Source organism: Bdellovibrio sp. HCB185ZH (genome assembly GCF_047302455.1).
Taxonomy (GTDB): domain Bacteria; phylum Bdellovibrionota; class Bdellovibrionia; order Bdellovibrionales; family Bdellovibrionaceae; genus Bdellovibrio.
The window spans coordinates 2,011,683-2,030,173 of record NZ_CP178624.1 but is presented as its reverse complement, the minus strand read 5'-3'; the positions used below and the strand labels follow the sequence as shown (position 1 = coordinate 2,030,173).

General features: G+C 46.3%; 18 protein-coding genes. 16 read left to right on the top strand and 2 right to left on the bottom strand.

The features are described 5' to 3' along the window. Positions 1-184 precede the first annotated feature (184 nt). Together ACLSU7_RS09905 and ACLSU7_RS09900 are read left to right on the top strand one after the other, a co-directional pair. Complete coding sequence (locus tag ACLSU7_RS09905; RefSeq protein ID WP_413291722.1) at positions 185-580, top strand: hypothetical protein; 396 nt, start codon at positions 185-187, stop codon at positions 578-580. 38 nt (positions 581-618) lie between these two features. Then, positions 619-1,305 carry a hypothetical protein gene (locus ACLSU7_RS09900; RefSeq protein ID WP_413291721.1) on the top strand — a complete coding sequence of 229 codons (687 nt, stop codon included), beginning with the start codon at positions 619-621 and terminating at the stop codon, positions 1,303-1,305. On the opposite strand, the gene ACLSU7_RS09895 is transcribed toward ACLSU7_RS09900, so the two are convergent. Beyond that, positions 1,302-1,877 (bottom strand): Maf family protein, encoded by a 576-nt coding sequence (locus ACLSU7_RS09895; RefSeq protein WP_413291720.1) that lies wholly within the window; start codon positions 1,875-1,877, stop codon positions 1,302-1,304. The genes ACLSU7_RS09900 and ACLSU7_RS09895 overlap by 4 nt on opposite strands. A gap of 29 nt (positions 1,878-1,906) precedes the next feature. On the opposite strand from ACLSU7_RS09895, the gene ACLSU7_RS09890 reads away from it, so the two are divergent. The 6 genes from ACLSU7_RS09890 to ACLSU7_RS09865 are packed head-to-tail and all read left to right on the top strand — an operon-like array spanning position 1,907 to position 8,582. Then, on the top strand, positions 1,907-2,815 hold the full coding sequence (locus ACLSU7_RS09890) for a type II secretion system F family protein (protein ID WP_413291719.1): 909 nt from the start codon (positions 1,907-1,909) through the stop codon (positions 2,813-2,815). Then, complete coding sequence (locus ACLSU7_RS09885) at positions 2,815-3,165, top strand: DUF192 domain-containing protein (RefSeq protein ID WP_413291718.1); 351 nt, start codon at positions 2,815-2,817, stop codon at positions 3,163-3,165. Before ACLSU7_RS09890 ends, ACLSU7_RS09885 begins: the two co-directional genes overlap by 1 nt. Beyond that, positions 3,152-4,777 carry an FHA domain-containing protein gene (locus tag ACLSU7_RS09880; RefSeq protein WP_413291717.1) on the top strand — a complete coding sequence of 542 codons (1,626 nt, stop codon included), beginning with the start codon at positions 3,152-3,154 and terminating at the stop codon, positions 4,775-4,777. The genes ACLSU7_RS09885 and ACLSU7_RS09880 overlap by 14 nt, the downstream gene beginning before the upstream one ends. Continuing rightward, positions 4,777-5,883, top strand: a complete 1,107-nt coding sequence (locus ACLSU7_RS09875; protein WP_413291716.1) for an FHA domain-containing protein — start codon at positions 4,777-4,779, stop codon at positions 5,881-5,883. The genes ACLSU7_RS09880 and ACLSU7_RS09875 overlap by 1 nt, the downstream gene beginning before the upstream one ends. Before the next feature lies 1 nt (position 5,884). Next, a complete protein-coding gene (locus ACLSU7_RS09870; protein WP_413291715.1) occupies positions 5,885-7,903 on the top strand; it encodes an FHA domain-containing protein in 2,019 nt (672 codons plus the stop codon). A 1-nt stretch (position 7,904) separates the two neighbouring features. Beyond that, positions 7,905-8,582 carry a hypothetical protein gene (locus ACLSU7_RS09865; RefSeq protein WP_413291714.1) on the top strand — a complete coding sequence of 226 codons (678 nt, stop codon included), beginning with the start codon at positions 7,905-7,907 and terminating at the stop codon, positions 8,580-8,582. Here ACLSU7_RS09865 and ACLSU7_RS09860 read toward each other — a convergent pair whose 3' ends face one another. Next, positions 8,583-10,406, bottom strand: coding sequence for a sulfatase-like hydrolase/transferase (locus ACLSU7_RS09860; protein WP_413291713.1), 1,824 nt, complete (start codon positions 10,404-10,406; stop codon positions 8,583-8,585). 77 nt (positions 10,407-10,483) lie between these two features. Here ACLSU7_RS09860 and ACLSU7_RS09855 point away from each other — a divergent pair, with 77 nt between their 5' ends. The 8 genes from ACLSU7_RS09855 to ACLSU7_RS09820 all read left to right on the top strand — a co-directional run bounded on the left by ACLSU7_RS09855 (position 10,484) and on the right by ACLSU7_RS09820 (position 18,417). Beyond that, entirely contained in the window at positions 10,484-11,113 is a 630-nt protein-coding gene (locus ACLSU7_RS09855) for a MotA/TolQ/ExbB proton channel family protein (RefSeq protein ID WP_181606044.1), read from the top strand. A 9-nt stretch (positions 11,114-11,122) separates the two neighbouring features. Then, a complete protein-coding gene (locus ACLSU7_RS09850) occupies positions 11,123-11,521 on the top strand; it encodes an ExbD/TolR family protein (protein ID WP_413291712.1) in 399 nt (132 codons plus the stop codon). A gap of 281 nt (positions 11,522-11,802) precedes the next feature. After that, positions 11,803-12,309 carry a hypothetical protein gene (locus ACLSU7_RS09845; protein WP_413291711.1) on the top strand — a complete coding sequence of 169 codons (507 nt, stop codon included), beginning with the start codon at positions 11,803-11,805 and terminating at the stop codon, positions 12,307-12,309. A gap of 64 nt (positions 12,310-12,373) precedes the next feature. Further along, positions 12,374-14,497: an L-sorbosone dehydrogenase gene (locus ACLSU7_RS09840; protein ID WP_413291710.1), complete on the top strand. Its 2,124-nt coding sequence runs from the start codon at positions 12,374-12,376 to the stop codon at positions 14,495-14,497. 36 nt (positions 14,498-14,533) lie between these two features. Beyond that, positions 14,534-15,754, top strand: coding sequence for an MFS transporter (locus ACLSU7_RS09835; RefSeq protein WP_413291709.1), 1,221 nt, complete (start codon positions 14,534-14,536; stop codon positions 15,752-15,754). 133 nt (positions 15,755-15,887) lie between these two features. Beyond that, positions 15,888-16,544, top strand: a complete 657-nt coding sequence (locus ACLSU7_RS09830; protein WP_413291708.1) for a diacylglycerol/polyprenol kinase family protein — start codon at positions 15,888-15,890, stop codon at positions 16,542-16,544. Positions 16,545-16,562: 18 nt separating this feature from the next. Then, the gene (pssA, locus tag ACLSU7_RS09825) at positions 16,563-17,426 is read left to right on the top strand and encodes a CDP-diacylglycerol--serine O-phosphatidyltransferase (RefSeq protein ID WP_142698810.1); all 864 of its coding nucleotides are present in this window, start codon (positions 16,563-16,565) and stop codon (positions 17,424-17,426) included. Next, a complete protein-coding gene (locus tag ACLSU7_RS09820; protein WP_413291707.1) occupies positions 17,410-18,417 on the top strand; it encodes an aspartate-semialdehyde dehydrogenase in 1,008 nt (335 codons plus the stop codon). Before pssA ends, ACLSU7_RS09820 begins: the two co-directional genes overlap by 17 nt. The last annotated feature ends 74 nt before the right edge of the window (positions 18,418-18,491 follow it).

Here is an 18,491-nt window from a genome sequence, read left to right as displayed (position 1 = left end):
TACCATCGCTACTTTTTTCTTGACGAAGGTTGGGGGTCCTCCTATAACATGGTTCATGTACCGCTCCTCCCGTCGAATAGCGATATACAAATCTCAGGACCCTCGGCTGCGAAAACAGTTCGGGGGTGCGCTTTTAAAAAACAGCAATGCCAAAAAAGCGCGACCCATCAGCACCAAACATGCAATGCATTTGGTGTTGCAATCCACTCAGGCCAAGGGTGCTTGGTCATTCCGCAATCATAAAAATTGGAAACGCATTTCAGACATGCTTTCCCTGCAGGCTCGTCGCTATGGTGTTCAGCTGTGTGAAGTTGTGAATGGTGGGGATCACCTTCAGCTCATTTTAAAAATTAAAAACCGAGAACTTTTTAACTCGTTTGTCAGGGCGGTCAGTGGAATCATTGCGATGATGGTAACGGGTGCCGCGAAAACACGGGCGTTAAAACACAAGTTCTGGGATTTCCGACCATGGAGCCGAGTCGTTGCTCTAATCCGTAATTATTCCGTGCAGGGAGACGAGGTTGTGCAAAAATACTTGGTCGAGGCCCGAATTTTCAATTTTAAAGAGGCACCAGCCTGACGTAAACTACTGACGATTGATTCATCTTGGAGGACACAATGAAGAAGATCGTTTTAGTTTTTGCACTTTTGGCGTCAATCACGGCCGGTGCTCAGGAAAGATCGGCAGACGAAATCGCTGCGATGAAAGAGGATGATACAAAATCCACTGTTAGCAGCGGGCCGGGTACCCACTCGGGTCACTTTGTATTGGGAGCTTATCTTAACACGTTAAGTGATATGAAATTTAAAGACGCAAAATCCACGACAGGATCTACAACGACTTCCGCAGAGTACAATTTGAAATCATCTGCAAGTTTGGGTATCGATGCGCATTTTCTTTTCTGGGGAGAAAATGCATGGGGTTTTTCTGTCGGTGGATATTTTGATCTGGGTCGTAAAGTTAAAGATGAAAGCGTCGCAATCTTTGGTGTCACCAAAGATGAATACCTGGGCATCATAGGGTTCGAGGGTAATGCGATTTACCGCTTTAAGCAGCTTTACATTCCATTTGGTCTGAATTCCTCACTTCCAGTGATCGGCATGGATGACAGCGAGATCACCGAGCTTCAACCAGGTGTTGGTATTCAAGCCGGCGTGGGCTATATGATTTCCGAAGGAAACGCCTTAGAAGCAAAAGTTCGAACGACATCATTTGGTTATACGCAAACCGCAAACAACGTAAAACTTGAAACCGGTCGCGGCACAGGCGTCGGTCTGATCCTTGGTTGGAAATACGTTTTCTAAATTTTCGCGAGCATTGATTTTACGAGTTCGATTGGAAGGCCCACGACGTTGTCGAATGGGCCTTCGTATTTTTCGACGAATTTTCCGCCCAGGCCCTGAATTCCGTAAGCACCAGCTTTATCCATCGGTTCGCCCGATTCAATATAGGTCCAGATTTCTTGGTCCGACAGGTTTTTGAAAAAAACTTTTGTTGTTTCAATTTGAGACAGCTCTTTTCCCGTTGCAGAGTCGATCATGCAGACTCCGGTCTGAACATCGTGAACTTTTCCGGACAAACGTCTTAACATTTTAAAGGCATCTTCCTTGTCAGCGGGTTTTCCTTGCAGTTCACCATCGAAAATCACCTCAGTGTCGGCGGAAATGAGAGTAAACTCCTGTACTTTACTGGACTTTAGGTGAGTGAAAGCTGCTCTGGCTTTACGTCTGGCGATATCTAAAATCTGCTCCGTTGCATTCAGGTTTTTGTCAGGAATTTCCGATACTTTTACTGATACTACGTCGAATGAAAAACCTGCTTGTTGAAGCAGTTGTTTACGGCGTGGAGACTCTGAAGCCAGGATCAATGTTTTCATGAGTCTGAATAGAACACGAAGAGGCCAAAATGGGAAGCGCAGAGTTAATGCTGATTTTGGGTCTGCTCCTAGCAGGAGTAGCGGTGTTCCTATTTGTAAATTCGATCTTTGCTAGCAACAACGATAAGCAACAATTATCCTGGGCTAACAATGATGAGCCGGTAAAATCCAAAAATCCAATTATTAATTTCTCTCGTCCGTTAGTGCATCAATTTACATTGCAACATGCGCTTAGAATTCGCAGTGAGACTTATCGCAAAAAAGTGCGCAAGTTCATCCTGACTTCGGGTCTGTCGCAAGAGTTGAATGAAGATGAGTTCATTGGCTTGCAGCTCCTATGGGGCGTCATGTTCCCGATCTTTTTGTTGATCATGAATTTCTCCCTGCAGTTGGAATTGCCACTGGCGGGTTGTATCGGGGTGGGCTTGATAGGTTTCTATCTGCCGCAAATCCACGCCAAAGGCGAGAAAAAGAAACGCGAGCTTTCGGTTCGTGGCGACTTGCCATTTTTTATCGATCTGCTGGCATTGTCAGTGGAAGCGGGCTTGGACTTTTTCTCGGCGATTCAAAAAATCGTGGATAAGGCCCAGGGCACTAAGAGTGTTCTGTCTGATGAGTTCAACATTGTTTTGAAAGATATCAAAATCGGTTCTTCCAAGTCGCAAGCCCTTAAAGAAATGGGGGAGCGTCTGGATATGAACGAGATCACCAGCTTTGTGGCGGTATTGATTGACGCCGAAGCCACGGGGGCAAGTATTTCCCAGGTTTTGAAAGATCAATCCGTGCAAATGCGTTTGGAGCGTTTCGTGCGTGCGGAAAAAGCCGGCGCGCAAGCGTCTCAGGCGATTTTGATTCCGTTGATGTTATTTATTTTACCAGCCGTGTTCATTATGGTTTTTGGACCGGTCGCGATTTCATTTATGTATGGACCTAAATAATGATGAAGAAGCTTGAGAACTCGACAACTAAAACCACTTTGATCCCGAATCTCGAGGTCGCAGATGATATGCGCACTCGTGGTGTGGGTCTTTTGGGTCGCAGTTCCTTGGCGGAAGACCACGCGTTGTGGATCTTAAGATGCAATAGCATCCATACATTTTTTATGAAGTTCGCAATTGATTGTGTGTTTGTAGATAAAAATTTGAAAGTGAAAGCTGTCTATAAAGATGTGAAACCCTGGAGGCTCTTGCTTCCGGTATGGGGTGCCAGATCTGTATTTGAGATGGCTTCAGGTGTAAGCAGCAAGTTGAACATCAGAGTGGGAGATCAGCTGAATGTGGGCGCTTAGAATCTTGTCCGGCCCTCAAGCCGGCGGCATTTTAGAGCTAAAAATGGGGAGAAACCTAGTCGGTCGCTCTCCGCATTGTGATATTAAAATCACAAGCCCGGGCGTGTCTAAAGAGCACAGCGAGATCGTTGTTTACAGTGATAAGATTGTTGTAACTGATTTGAAGTCCAGCAATGGAACTTACTTAAACGGTGTGCGCATGCAAACCGGTTTAATGCGTTTGGGTGATAAACTCGGCATTCATGATGTTCTGGTGGATATCATTCCAGCTCCTGAAAAAAGAGCACAAGCGCCAATGATGCAACAACCTGGTTACGGTATTCCACAGGGCATGCCAATGCCACAAGGAATGCCGCAACCGATGGGCATGCCTCAGCCCATGGGGGCTGGTCCTGCAGGTCCCGCTCCAGAGGCGGCTCCAGCATACAGTCCTGGTGGTTTGAAAGCAGTTTGGGAAAGATTCCTGGAATACTTAGACCGCGTGGCCTTGCCAGGGGTTTATAAAATTCCAACATATCTGGAATTCCGCATGGTTCTTTTGGGCTTTGTGGTGCTGTTTATTTTTGTCACGACGTTGCTGGCGATGATTCCAATGGTGCAGATCACCCGTGCAAGTATCATCACAGAAAGTAAACGTCGTGCCGCTTCGATTGCCAGAACTTTAGCGACGATCAACCAATCAGCCCTTTTGCAAAATAGCTATTCTTCATTGACGACAAATCAAGCGGAAGCTGAAGACGGTGTGAAGCAGGTTCTGATTGTGCAACAGTCAGATGGTATGATCTTGGCTCCGGCGACTCGTGCTGGAACCACTCCGGATTTGCCATTCGTGCATCAAGCTCGTCGTGAAATGCGCCCGGAATCCGTGGAAGTGGATTCAACGACGATTGGGGCCAGTTTCCCCATCGGTCTGTTTGATCCAAATACCGGAGAGCAATCGGTGAAAGCTCATGCGATTGTCCTTTATGATATTGGCAGCATGGCCTTTGATGATGGTCGCGCGATCAGTTTGTTCATGCAGACGCTGGTGATTGCAACACTGGTAGGTTTAATCCTGTACTTCTTTATGTACAAATTGGTCGAGTATCCACTGATAACTTTGAATCAACAGCTTGATACCGCTATGAGAGAGAAAACTGACAATACCAGTGTTGATTTCATGTTCCCACCACTTCAGGCCTTGATTGGAAATATCAACAGTCTCCTGACCAGATATATTCATGGTGAAGGTGCGGGAGCTGAAGGTGGAATGGGCAGTTTCGTCAATAAAGATGGCGAAGCTGAAAATCTGGTGCAGCTGATCGGTTTCCCATCGATTGCGATTTCAAAAGATGGTCGCATCATGGCGGGAAGCTCGTCCTTTGGACAAGTGGCTCGCACCGAGGTCGCGCAATTGATTGGACAACAATACCAAGCAATTCCAGATGTGGCCCTGCAACAAAATATCGATAGTTTAATGCACAAGACCCGTGAAAATGCCCGCGTGATTCATACGGATCAGCTTGAGTTCAATGGTCATCCATGTGTTTTAAGTTGTCAGGGAATGTCTTCACAGCCCAATGACGTCGATTACTTTGTAATCACGATCTCTCCGGCTGAGGGAGGATCCTAATGGGAGCAGCCTCTAAAGTGAAAGATGCTTTGAAGTTTGACATTGAAGTGGTGAAAGGTCCGCACACGGGTCTTCGTCTTTCATTTGCAAACGGCACTGCCACTATGGGGCGCGGTCCAGAGAATGACATCGTTTTGGCGAATGACCCTCGTATCAGTCGTCAACACGCAGAAATTCGTCAACGTGGAAATGAATTCCTGATCGTCAATTTAAGTCAGAAAAACTTCGTCATGCTCAATGGTGAAAGTATTCAGTCCGAGATTTTACACAAAGGCTCGGTGATTCAAATTGGTGATTCTGAAATTCGTTTCACACCAGAAGTTGTTGCCTCAGAGCCCGTCATGCCGGTTATGCCCGCGGCTCCGCCAGTGCCATCTCCGTCAGCTTCGGTATTAAAACCGATGGCTCCAACAGGGTTGCCACAAATGCCAGCGGCAGGAATGCCAAGCATGCCTCCGGGTGCAGTCAGACCGCAGATGCCGATGGGTCACCCGCAACAAGGAGTGGGCTATCAGCAGCAAGCGCCTCGTCCAGCACCGCGCCCACCAAGCGGTGGCAGTCTGCTTTCAAATCCGAAGGCCCGTTTTTATGGCATCATCGTGATTTTGGCTTTGGTTGGGTGGTATCTGATGACGCCAGCTAAAAAAGGCAAAGATCAGAATGCTTTCCGTACGTCTGCGATCAGTATGCAGGACGTGGCCGAAGCGGAAAAGCGCACTCAGGAATTGATGAATATTAAAAAGGAAAAGTACGACTCCGTTCAATACAAACGAGCGCAGGAAAACTTTATCCGTGGATTCCGTGATTTCCAACAGGGCCAATACGCACGTGCGCGTGAGGCATTCCAAGTGGTATTGAATCTGGATCCAGAAAATGAACTGGCAAAACGTTATTATCATCTTTCGAAAATCAAATTCGACGAGTTGGTAAAATTTAATTTGATTCAGGGCAGTCGTTATCGTGAAAAGAAAAACTGGCGCATGTGTCAGTCGAATTACTCAAATGTGATTACAATGTTGCAGAACCGCAGAGATGATCCAAGTTATAAAGAAGCTAAGCAGTTTTACGAGGAATGTACTTTAAATCTGGAAGGAGGACGACTCTAATATGGCACATCTGATAGTTCGTCTTCGTGGAAAGACAGTATATAACATGCCTTTGGAAGAGGGGCGCTCGTATGTAGCAGGTCGTAAAGAAGACTGCGACATCGTTCTGCAACCGGAAAAAGGTATTTCCCGCGAGCACTTTAAAATAGTCTCTGACAATGGTCAGTGGACTTTGCAAGTGATCTCTCGTTATGGCGATGTGATGGTGAATGGGGAGCCGACTCAGCAAGTGGCTTTGGATCATGGCTTTACTTTCACAATTGCACCTTATGAATTTGATTTCCTAACGTCTTCAGTGACGGCTCAACCGGCACCGATGATGGAAGCTCCCTCTCAACCGGAGGGCAGTTATTTGCCAGCGGTCCACAGTGGTACGTCTGGTGGTGAAGAAAAAACCATTGTCGGAGCTTCTCCGACAGCGGCTTACATTAAAATTGTTGATTCCAACAGCGATGCGAAAGAACTGATCCGTTTGGATGAGGGCGATTCCTGGATTGCGGGACGAGATCCCTCATGCCATATCCAGATTCGTGACCAACGTGTCAGCCGTCGTCAGTTTGAACTTCGCCGCAATGGCAATCAGTATCAGATTATCGACTTGGGCAGCGTGAATGGAACTTTGGTTAACGGTAATCCTATTTCCTCCACAGATTTAACCAATATTCGTAGCGGCGATGCCATCACGGTGTTGGATAACTATCTGTTCTTTGAATTGCACGATGCTCATTTCCAAAGTCGTCTGGACATGGTGAAGGTCGCTCCACCAAATCCCTTGGTGCAGATGTCCCACAATCCAGTGCCTGCAGAGTACGATCAGCAGGGTTACGGTATTGCTCCTTACCAACAGCAAGGTGGGGTGCCGATGCAGTACCAGGGTTACGGGCAAATGCCGGGTCCTGTGGCGCCAGCTCCCGAAGTAAAACCTAAATTTGATTTCCAAAAGCATCGTCCAAAATTGATGATCGGTGCAGTGGCGTTATTAGTTGTCGTTTACATGCTTAAAGGTGGCGACAAAGAGACAGCCCCAGTAGGTGCGCCGGGTACCGTGGCGGCACCGGGTTCTCCGCAGGAAGTGTTCAGTAAACTGAAACCTGAGCAGCAGTCATTGATTCGTCAGCGTTATAAAGATGCTAAGAATCTTTATATGCAAGGCAAGTATCAATTGGCCCAGGATGAAATCGTTAAGATTCACGAATTGGTTCCTGATTACGAAGATACCAAAGAGATTCAACGTCTGGCTAAAGAGGCGATCTTTTTGGAGCAGGAAAAAGTTCGTATCCAGCAAATCGAAGCTGCCAAGGCAGAAGCTGAGCAAAAAATCCTGGCACAAACAGCTGTGTGCCAGAAAAAGATCAATCCGAATATCACAATGGATGAGATGGAGGCTTGCTTAACGTCTGTTTTGCAATTCAATCCTGATCACCCGAAAATTTTGGATTTGAAATCCCAAGTGGAAGCTTTGACGACTGCTCGTGAAGTGAAGAAAGCTGCGAATGCAGAATATGCAGCAAGAGTGGCGCGTCTGAAAGCTATCTATGACAAGGCTCAAGCGCTTCATAAAGTTGGCAGAAAGCCTTTGGATATCATTGATGCTTATACAAAAGTGACGAGCTCAAATTTGCCAGATCCAAACGGTTATAAGGGAATGGCGGGGCGTAGTATCGCGTCCGTTCGTAACCAGATGAACCAAAAGATCAAAGGCAGTCTGGAAAAAGCGGACAAGTTTTACCAAGAAGGAAAACTTAAAGAGGCTATTGGTGCTTTAAGAGAAGCAAAAGCCATTGATCCCGAAAATCCGGAAGTCCCACCAAGAATCGAAAAGATTGTCTTGGAACTTCGTAAGCAGATGATGGCTCTTTATCAAGAAGGTATTCTTGAAGAAAGCTTTGGTAACGTCGATGGTGGCGAGTCCAAAGCCGGTGCCAAAGATAAATGGAAGAAAATCCTCGAGCTCGATATTGCTGACGGCGAATACTATAAGAAAGCTTATATCAAGCTTAAGAAATACGGAGCGATGTAAAATGAAACTTCAGGAGCGCTCTTATAGCAGCAAGATCATGCGTCCTAAGCCACAGATTCATGTGGAAGAGGACGGCTCGTTGATTGTTGTGGTGACGGCTTGGGGGCAACCTGAGCACGGGGAGCGCGCATTGAACGAAGTCGTAAAATACGTCAGCGCTGCAAAAGCCGACGTGGAGGTGACTTCTCCATTTGAATTCCTGACTTGTATCAGTGATGAAGCGAACTATGTGCGCACAGCTTTAATGATTGCAAACGATGCCCTTTATAGAGGGGAAAATCGCAAAGAGTACGCGTCTGGTGTGGAAGTTTTGGCTCTTTTTAAAAGAGGCTCCCAAGTGGCTTGGGCTCAAGTCGGTGCCCCAAGTATTTTCGTGCAAAGGCAGAATCAACGAGTGCAACCATTAAGTGTCGCAAGTGATCTGGCTTCCGAGCTTCGCGATGATCATTGTCTTCCACCTCTTCCGGCTCAGCTTTTGGGATTAGATCCGACGGTGAATATTCAAACTGGTCACACGCATGTGAATGAGGGTGATAAGTTGATTCTGCTTGCTGGAACTTCTGTGGCGACCGCCTTATGGGGTCTGCAATCTTACGAAACTGATTTGAATCTGATCACTCAGTCGATGGTTCAAGAAGAACCTGAGTTGCCATTCTGGCTTGGACTGATTGCCGTTTAATTATTCTTCCTGATCAATTGTAGCGAGTGATTTGTAAACTTGCGTGCGAATTTTGGAGTATTCCGGCAGGTGCAATGCGAGTTCAGCGCGAGATGGAGCGTAATTGTTTTCTCTTGCCGTATCCCAGATCATTCCTAAAGCAATGTTGCTGCGCTGAATTTCTTGATCGAGCATATAATTCTTAAACGAACGTTCAAATTTTTTGCGCTGAGTTTCTTTCGAAAGCCCGCGGATGTCTGAACGAAGCCAGTCTACCAATTCAATGAAGAGATTGTCATTGCACTCTTTCAGGTGAGAGCTGTCGATCTCTTTGATAGATAAAAGCTCAATGCAAGGATCAGAGTTCTTCAGATTCTTGGCATTCAGGTTTTTCTCTGCAACGTACTGCCACACAGTCACATTGTTTTTCTTACCCAATGTACGAAGCGCTTCCCAATCCTTTTGGTTCAATGCCACTTGCGCGGTCCAATTTAGAATATTCAAGCTGTGATAGTTATTGCTGCTGCTTAAACGTTTCAAATCACGCAGCAACAGGGGCTCCTGGTCAGCGCGAGTCCAGCGGTCATAGGGAATGCTAAGTCTTGCCATCCATTCTTCATTAGGCGGAACGAAGGGGGGAAACTGGTTCTTTTTCAGCAAGGCCTGGATGCGATTTGTGGTAGGTAACAAACTTTGTTGTAAAAGCGGCAAAGGATTTAATTCCATGCGATCTACCAGCGTATTAAAAAGCTTCGGCTTCGCATCGTTAATATATAAAACATGATGGGAAATTGCAGCAGTACGTAAAGGACCTGCATTTCTCCATAAAGACCAACCAGATTCCAAAATGAATGGTCGATCCTCTGACCAATCAGCAACGGGGCTTTTCAGGACTCCTGCCAAAGAATGCGCTGGAAAATCACTGCCGTCATTTTCCACAACGCTTTCCCCAAGAATTTCAAAGAGCGTTTTGCCTAGATCGGCAAGGTTTACATTCTGATCGACCTTCCAATAGATGGGTTGGTCAGTTTTCTTTTTTTGCGCAGGCTTGATGAATAGGGCAACTTGCGTATTTTCAGAATGTAAATTCAAAGTCGAAAGATCGCGGTGGTCGCCGTTTTCGTGGCCACTTAAACCCACGAGGACAACTGTTGTGTTGTCCCAGCGGCGTGCAGTTTTCATCTGCGTGAACAGCTCGTGCAGGCTTTCATCGAACTCGTCAATTTGTGATTCCAAACTTAAATTTCTGGTCTCACCCAGTTCTGTTGTGGTGATGGTATTTGTGAACTGTAAATCCGGCGCATAAATCACGCTGAAAAAAGGTCCGTTGCCAACATCATGGCGAAGCCACTGCATGAAACTTCCGGCATTCTTTTTAAAAGGACGAAACAGATTTGAAAAACCCGGAACCAGGGAGTCATCAAATAGTTCGAAACCCTGATTTAATCCCGAACGACGAAAGATCGGTGGGCCCCCGGTGAAAAAACTCGTGCGATATTCCTGATGAACGGCAATTTCTGACGCCAATTCAAACTCAGGGGCCAAACCCGGTGCGCCATTATGTCGCACGTTATGTTCGTAAGGATAAAGGCCCGTCAGAACTGAACTCAACGCGGGTGCGCTCAAAGTGGATGTCGTGAAAGCATGAGTGAAGCGAACTGACTCGTTGCAAAGCAACTGAAAGCCAGACTTAGTGCCGGAGATGTTATCCGGTGAGCAAGAGATATCCGACACTGCAAGATTGTCTGCAGCGATAATAAGAATTGAACTCTTGTCACTTGATTGGCAACCAATCTGGACCAGGCTCAGTACGCATAGTGCGAAGGCTAAAATGATTCTCTGCATATCTTGACCATGTGTCATGGATCTAGAGATAATGGATCAATAATTTTTGCTAGTCAAAGTTTTGAAAGGACAGCTCGATGCTTGCAGAGAAAATTTTTGGTGTTGCTCATTTGGCCGATCAGGTTGTGTTGTGGTTATTGCTTGTTCTCAGCATTTTAAGTATCGGCATGATTCTTGAGAGATTTTTTGCTTTAAGAAAAGTTTCTAATGAATCTCAACGCGTTAGAGCGAAAATCAAGCTAGCACTACAAAGCAACAGTGTTGAAGACATCGAAGATCTTGCGAAAGATCCGGACTCTTTGGAAGGTCGCGCAGCTGGTCAAGCGATGAAATACTTGCGTGCATCAGGCAGCAAAGGTTTGGAAGAAATCTTTAATACTATTGCTCTTTCTGAGCGCCCTGATTTGGAAAGATATTTAAACTTCTTGGCGACGCTGGGATCGAATGCTCCCTATATCGGATTGTTCGGTACAGTTTTAGGTATCATGAAAGCGTTCAATGACTTAGCGACTGCAGCTGAAGCAGGTCAACAAACAGTGATGGCTGGTATCTCAATGGCCCTTGTGGCAACGGCAGCCGGTCTTTTCGTGGCGATTCCAGCAGTTATTGCTTACAACTACTATAGCAAACAAGTGCGCGGTATCTTCAACTCTTTGGAGAGTGTGAAAGAATTGTGCCTTGCTTACGCTAAGAAAAAAGGTATCTAAACCATGGCAATGAAGAGTGGTGAAAACAACGACGCCATATCGGACATTAACGTTGTCCCTTTGGTCGATATCATCCTGGTGGTTCTGATCATCTTCATGGTGACAGCACCTATGTTCATCAAGCCTTCGATTAATGTGAATTTGCCAAAAGCCGCAAGTGGTGATCAAACGGCGCCAAGCAAATTGAACATCTCCTTAACTGCGGATGGTCGCATTAATCTGAACGGAACCTTCGTGAATGAGGAAGCAGTCCGCGCGAAAGCGACTGAAGAAGTGACTAAAAACACAGAAGTTCAGGCAATTATCTCGGCGGACAAAGACGTTCCGCACGGTAAGGTGGTCGGTCTTCTCGACATCGTAAAAGCCGCCGGAGTCAAAAAATTCGCGATCAGTATCGATAAAAAATAAGTCTCAAAATGAAGGCCTTCTGCAAAGAAGGCCTTTTTCTTTTCCGCTCCTGCTGTCGCTTTGCGGGACTAATTTTACTTTTTTCAAAAAAAACAGTTATCCCTTGGTGGAGTTTTTCAGAGGGAAAACGCAGAAAATCTGCTTCGTTTTTAAACTTTCCTAACTCAAATTCAAATTATCCCTCAGCCGCTTCGCGGGACCGGACCATAGAGTGGGTTCCAGAGGGGGAATCTCAAATTGATACGGCTAAAGTCCTGCTCGGGAACGCCGATCATAGATTCATGTTCAAAAGAGCTGCTTCAGAAATTCAATTTATCGCAATTACGTTCATCCTTGTTGTGCTTTTGGGTGCGCGTACCTTTGCAAGTCTCACTGAAGCCGATGGCGTTGTGGCTGAAGAAACGGTCGCGGCTTCCGTTGTTGGAACCAACACCCGTACTCCTGCATCTTTGCCGCCGACTGCGGTAGCACCAAAGAAAATTGAATCGTCTTTGCATCAGTCCGCTGATGTGGATTTGAATTGTGCAAAGAAAAAGGGCCAGCTTGAAGTTCACGCTGGGTATGTTCAATTCAAAGGCAAAAGCTGCACAAGTGGCGTTCGCATGGGCGAAATCCAAATCGTAAATAAAAGCAATGGTTATACAGCATCTGTTTTTGACCGCGGATCTGACAAATATCAAACGGATCTAATCCAGCTTCAACCAGGCGAAAACGAAATCTCCATTCGTTATGAAAGCTCTGGACGTCAGATGGAAGAAATCATCCGTGTGAGCTCTACCAAAATTTAAAACTCATTTATTTTTTCTGTTTTCTTTCGCACAATAAAAGAACCACATCTAAAGAGGATCTTTTATGCGCGTTCTGTTGTTGGCATTCATCATTTGTCTGGTTCAATGCACCTCCGTAAAAAACAAAGACGCTGATTCCGCACAGAGATCCGCCGCTTCATCAAAAATGGTTCTAGATAAAAGTGGTTACTTGTACGACCCGACTGATCGCTCTTGTGATGGTTATCCTCGCTTGATGGTGGAAACGATGCCGGGCACGTGTTTGGGAATGGTTTTGCCGCGCGATCGCGCATTAGATCCTGCAACGAATAAAGGTTTCGTCAAGCCTCGCACCATCCTGCAACTTCCAGGCACTGAGCAATTTTTGGTTGTCGACATGGGTGGATGGGCTCCCAAAAATGGCCGACTGTTTTTGTTAAAACCAGGGGCGGGCGGAAATTACGGAATTACATTAATCAAAGCGGGTTTGGATAATCCTCACGGGTTAAGATTTGGGCCCGATGGCTTCATCTATATTGGCGAGAAGAATCAAATATCCAAATTTCATTTCGTGAATGGCAAAATCGCAGACTGGAAACTTGTTTTTGGAAATATGCCGCGCAAAGAGGGTTACATGCATCCTCTTTCACAATTTGCCTTTGATCCCAGAAACGGTGACATGTACATCAACTCCGGATCACCAAGTGACCACTGCATCGTTCAAGGAACAGGTGAGTACAAATATTGCTCAGAGGATCAGGCACAAGGAAATGGCGCGATCTATCGAATTCCTGCGCATCTGTTGCAGAAACTTCCTCCTGAAGGTGTAGAGATTTTTGAGTATGCGGCGGCGGGTTTAAGAAACTCCATGGCGATGGTGGTTTCAAATGCTGGATTCCTGGTGCAAGGTGAAAACAGCCGCGACTTTCCAGAGCTTGAAGAGCCCTATGAAGAAATGAATGTCATTGATCTTGAAAAAGGCAGAGTCGCCCATTACGGCTGGCCCTATTGTTACGATTTCCACGCGACATCTCCCGAATGGGAATTTCCGGAAAACAAAAAACTCCCAATTCACAAACAATTCAGAAAACCCGTCAACTGTGCGCAACAAAGTGCGCAGGGCCCAGGAGAATATCAAGCACCTTATATCTTGATGCCTCCACATGTGGCGCCACTTCATATGGATTATTATCGCGGCAATATGTTCCGTGATTCGTTAGGTGGAAAACTTTTAGTAACGTGGCATGGATATCAACCAAGTGGGCAGCGTTTGGTTGCCTACACCGTGGATGAAAAAGGTTTGCCCGTATTAGAGGCTTCAACCGCAAAAGCTTCCTACCAATTCAATCAACCCGGCGGTTGCCCGATTCCAAAACCGTTCCAGCCTCGAGGCGGAATGGATCGTCATGCTTCCTATACTGAAGTGATTTCCAAATGGAATGAAGTAAATGGCCAACGTCCTAAAGGTGCACCGGTCGCATTCACTGAAGCCAGCGATGGATCCATCTGGATCGTGGAAGATCGCGAAAATCGTACCATCGTTCGATTGGCTCGCACGCAGACCGCTAATTTCCGTGAAGCTTGTGATCGTTCCGTCATCACGTTTGATCCACAGGTTCAAATGTTAGCCTACAGATCCGTCGTCAAAGAAAATCTAAATCTGCTTGAGGGATACAAAGGTATTCAAACTCAGCTGATCAAAAACTATTGTACGGGTTGCCACGGCAATCTGGAGGCGGACGATATCGCCAAAGATCGTTTCAGCAATCTTGATTTCTTGGTGAAGAATGGCTGGATTGCACCGCAGGATCTGGAGCGCAGTAAAGCTTACGGTGCTATTGCACATCTTGAAGGCTACACGCCCATGCCTCCTGCGGATAAGCCACAGTTTTTTGGAACCGCTGAGGGAGAAAAGTTAAACAAGCTTGTTGCTCAATGGATCAATGCTTTACCAAAAGACATTGATTCCAGCTATGCCAAATACACTGCGAAAGATAAGCGGAATATTCGTCTTCAGCCATCGACTTCAGCAAAGGCTTGCGGTCAATTGAATCCTGGAGATATCGTGTTCATTGATCCAAGATCCAGCAAGGTGATTGCTCAAGATGGCTACAAATGGAGCCGCGTGTACTTAGTGCCAGCGCACAGTCGCTTGTTCAAGGATGCGTGTCCTGCACCGGAAGATGGCGTTTACTATATCGCGCTGTAAGCGCGTTAGCATTTTAGCACAGTAAGAAAGTTTTTAATGATCAAGGCCCTGAAGCAACCACAGTTACAACGTCTTTGGATAGGGCAGGCCTTTTCATCCATCGGTGATGAAATTTACCGCGTCGGTTTAACTTGGTTTGCGGTGAATCTGATGGGTTCTAACACAGGTTATCTGGCGGCAGGACAGACAGCTTCGTTGATGTTGCTAAGTTTTGTTGGTGGAAAGTGGGCCGATCGGTGGAATCCGCAACAAACCATGTTCCGAGTAGATTTGATTCGCATGGTGCTGGTGCTCATTCCCGTGTTTATTTCTTTTTTTATTCCCGTGCCGCTCACACTTTTAATTGTGATGGCTTTGGTGCTATCAGCACTCAGCGCATTTTTTGATCCTGCTACTCAAGCCACAATTCCACTTCTGGCAAAGGACATTGAAACTCTTCAGTCCACCAACGGATTGATGGGAACGACAATTCGTGGTGCGCGAATGGTCGGCCCTGCAGTTGTGGGTTTGCTCGCAGCCGTAGTCCCCATGATTCATTTCTTTACGATCGATGCGCTGACCTTTTTAATTTCTGCGCTGTCAGTGCGCTCACTTAAAAAATATTTACCAGAACATGTCCCTCCACCCAAAGCCCGCACCGGATTTGCGGAAGCGGTTATGGGAGGCTTTCGTTTGATTCAAGGCCATTCGGGCATGATGTATGTTTTTATTTCACGAGCGTTGACCGCCGGTGCATGGAATTTATCAATCATCGTGGGCTTTGCATTATTAGTGCATCAAGTGTCGGGCGGGGATGCGCGCATGTTTGGCCTGGTCATGGCTTCTTATGGGGTGGGAAATCTAACGGGCGCACTGTACTTCGGTAATCGCTCTCGTGCGGGTCATCGGTTGTTATTTTTGATGTATGGCGGATATATTTTGTGGGGAGTGGGAATTGCTGCGGTTGGTTTTGCTCCCACAGTCGCATGGATTGCGGCTGCCTCTATTTTCACTGGATTCATGGGTCCTTTGAATGACCTCGCCTACATTGATCTGATGCAAAGAAAGTTTCCTGTTTCTGATCTTACAAAAGTGTTTCGTCTGCGCATGGCCTTGGAATCATTGGGTACATTGATTTGTACTTTAGCGTCTCCATGGTTGATTCAAATGACCTCCATTCGCGCGGTGATGGTGGGGTGCGGACTGCTTTGGATAATCTGTGGGGGAGTAGGCCTCATGTTGAAGCCTCTTCCTACTTCGTCATCCGCAAGTTCCTAAAACCTGAAATTTGACACATAAAAATGCCTCTTTGATTTACATTAATTGAGGCAAATCATAAGGTTGATGCGAGCGGCTAGAGTAGTATCATTTAAATTGATCTTGCTCCGTTGAGCCTTTAAGTTGAGCTCGAATGATTACAGAAGGATTCTTTAACTTGGTCGATCTTAAGAAGCGCTCGGACATCCATTATGCTCGAAAAATTTGGCATATGTCGGCTGTGTTCGCCATGTTCTTGGCGTACGTGTATCTACCTAAGGAAGTTTCATTCTCTTTGTTGGTCATCGGTTGGTTGTTGTTCGTTCCTTTTGATTTCTTGCGCCACCGTTACGCAGTCTTAAACGATTTCGCAGTTCACGCTTTCAAACCCATCATGCGCCAAAGTGAAGTAAAAAAACTCGCTGGGACAACGTTCTTGTTGTCAGGTGTTCTGATCGTTTACGTTATTTTCCCGCGCCCTATCGTGGCTCTAACGTTGTTGTTCTTGGCTTTCGCAGATCCCATTGCGAGCTATTTTGGAATTTTGTACGGCAAGGACAAAATCTTTGGTCATAAATCCATCCAAGGTTTCATGGCTGCATTCTTTGTTTGTGCCGCTCTGACTTTGGCTTTCTTGTTATATCACAACTATCTAACGGATCGCGTGATCGTGGTCAGCTTGCTTGCCGGTCTTGTGGGCGCATTTGCAGAGTTGATTCCAATCGGAAAGCTCGATGACAACCTGACGTTGCCGTTGATGAGTGCCGTTGGACTGTCTATCCTCTTTTATTTCTTTGGATTTTTCGCTTAAGTCGGCTAAAACCGATACATGGCAAACGAACATACCGCAAATTCGCATTTAGATACTGAAGAAGCACGCGCTCAGCGCATGCACATGTACATTTATATCCTTCCAAATTTGATGACGACTGGAAATCTGTTCTCAGGTTTCTTTGCAGTTATTCAATCCATCAAAGGAAACTTTGAATGGGCTGCTTACGCTATCGTCGTCGCAGCTGTATTCGACCAATTAGATGGTCGTTTGGCGCGTTTGACTCGCTCAACAAGTAAGTTCGGTGCGGAATACGATTCACTTTGTGACCTTGTCAGCTTTGGTATGGCACCAGGTGTGTTGTTGTTCTTGTGGGCATTGCAACCATTCGGTCGTTTAGGATGGGTTGCATGTTTCCTTTTCGTAGCTTGCGGAGCTTTGCGCTTGGCTCGCTTTAACGTACAAGCAAACGTGGTCGAGAAAAATTACTTCCAAGGTCTACCAATTCCGATGGCTGCGGGTATCGTGGCTTCTTCTGTTTTGGCAATCAAAGACTTGGGATTAGAACCATCTGGCAACTACGGTCTGTTGGTAATGGCGATCTTATTGGCGCTGGTGATGGTTTCAAATTTCCGTTTCCGCAGCTTTAAAGATTTGGATTTGAAAGAGCGTTTGCCGTTCCGTTATTTGATTTTAGGGGTCGGCGTTCTTGTGATCGTCGCTCTTCGTCCAGAAGTTATGTTGTTTGTCCTGTTCATGGGCTATGCAGCACTGGGTGCAGTGTTCGGTGTCTTCAGATTAGGTAAAAACATCCGCAAGATCAGACCATCCGTTTATGCGCCGGCAGCGGTACATGAAAGTGATTTAGTCGAAGAGCTTGAGGAAGAGGAAGAGATCAAGAAAGATGAAAAGAAAACTTAAAGTAGGCGTCGTTGGCGCGACCGGAATGGTTGGCCAAACGTTCATGACACTTCTTGCAGAGCGTGAGTTCCCGATTGCGGAACTTCGCCCGTTTGCTTCTGAAAACTCCCTTGGTAAAAAAATCGAATTGCAAGGTCAGCAGTGGCCTTGTCAGATTTTAAAAGAGGGCTGTTTCGAAGGTCTTGATCTTGTTTTCTTTTCTTCTGGCGATGATATTTCCGCCGAGTGGGCACCGAAGGCTGTTAAAGCTGGTGCTTTTGCCGTCGATAATTCGGCGGCCTTCCGCATGGATCCGAACACAGTTTTGATCGTTCCTGAAGTGAATGGTCATCTGTTGAACAAGGATTCAAAACCGCAAGTTATCGCAAACCCCAACTGCTCAACCATTCAATTGGTGGTTGCATTGAAACCTTTGTCGGAAAAATTCGGCTTGGACGAAGTGCGAGTCAGCACTTATCAAGCGGTGAGTGGTGCCGGCCAAGGTGGCTATGACGAGTTGATGGAGCAAACTTCCAAAGCGACTCAAGCGACTCACGAGCCAAAAACATTCCCTCATACAATTTTGTTCAATTGCATTCCACAAATTGGTTCTTTCAATGATGAAGGCTTCTGCAGCGAAGAAGTCAAAATCATGAAAGAGACCCGCAAGATTTTGGGACTGCCGCAATTGAAAGTATCTGCTTTCACCGTTCGTATCCCTGCTTTGAATGCTCACAGTGAGTCTGTTTGGGTGACTTTGAAAAAAGATACGACACGCGAAGCGATCACGGATGCTTTAGCTTCCCATCAAGGCATCGTCGTTCAAGACGATCCCAAAAGAAGCGTTTATCCATTGGCGCGAGAAGTGTCTGGCAAAGACCCGGTTTATGTCGGCCGCATCCACCGCGATCCAGAAGATTCCAAGCTGTGGATGATGTGGGTGGTATCTGACAATATCCGCAAAGGCGCCGCCCTTAACGGCATACAGATAGCTGAGCAGCTGTTCTTCTAGTTCGTTTTACTAACTCATTCTGATTGAACCGACGAAGGTCTGGATGGGCTGGTTGTTTTGACTAACGGCTCGTC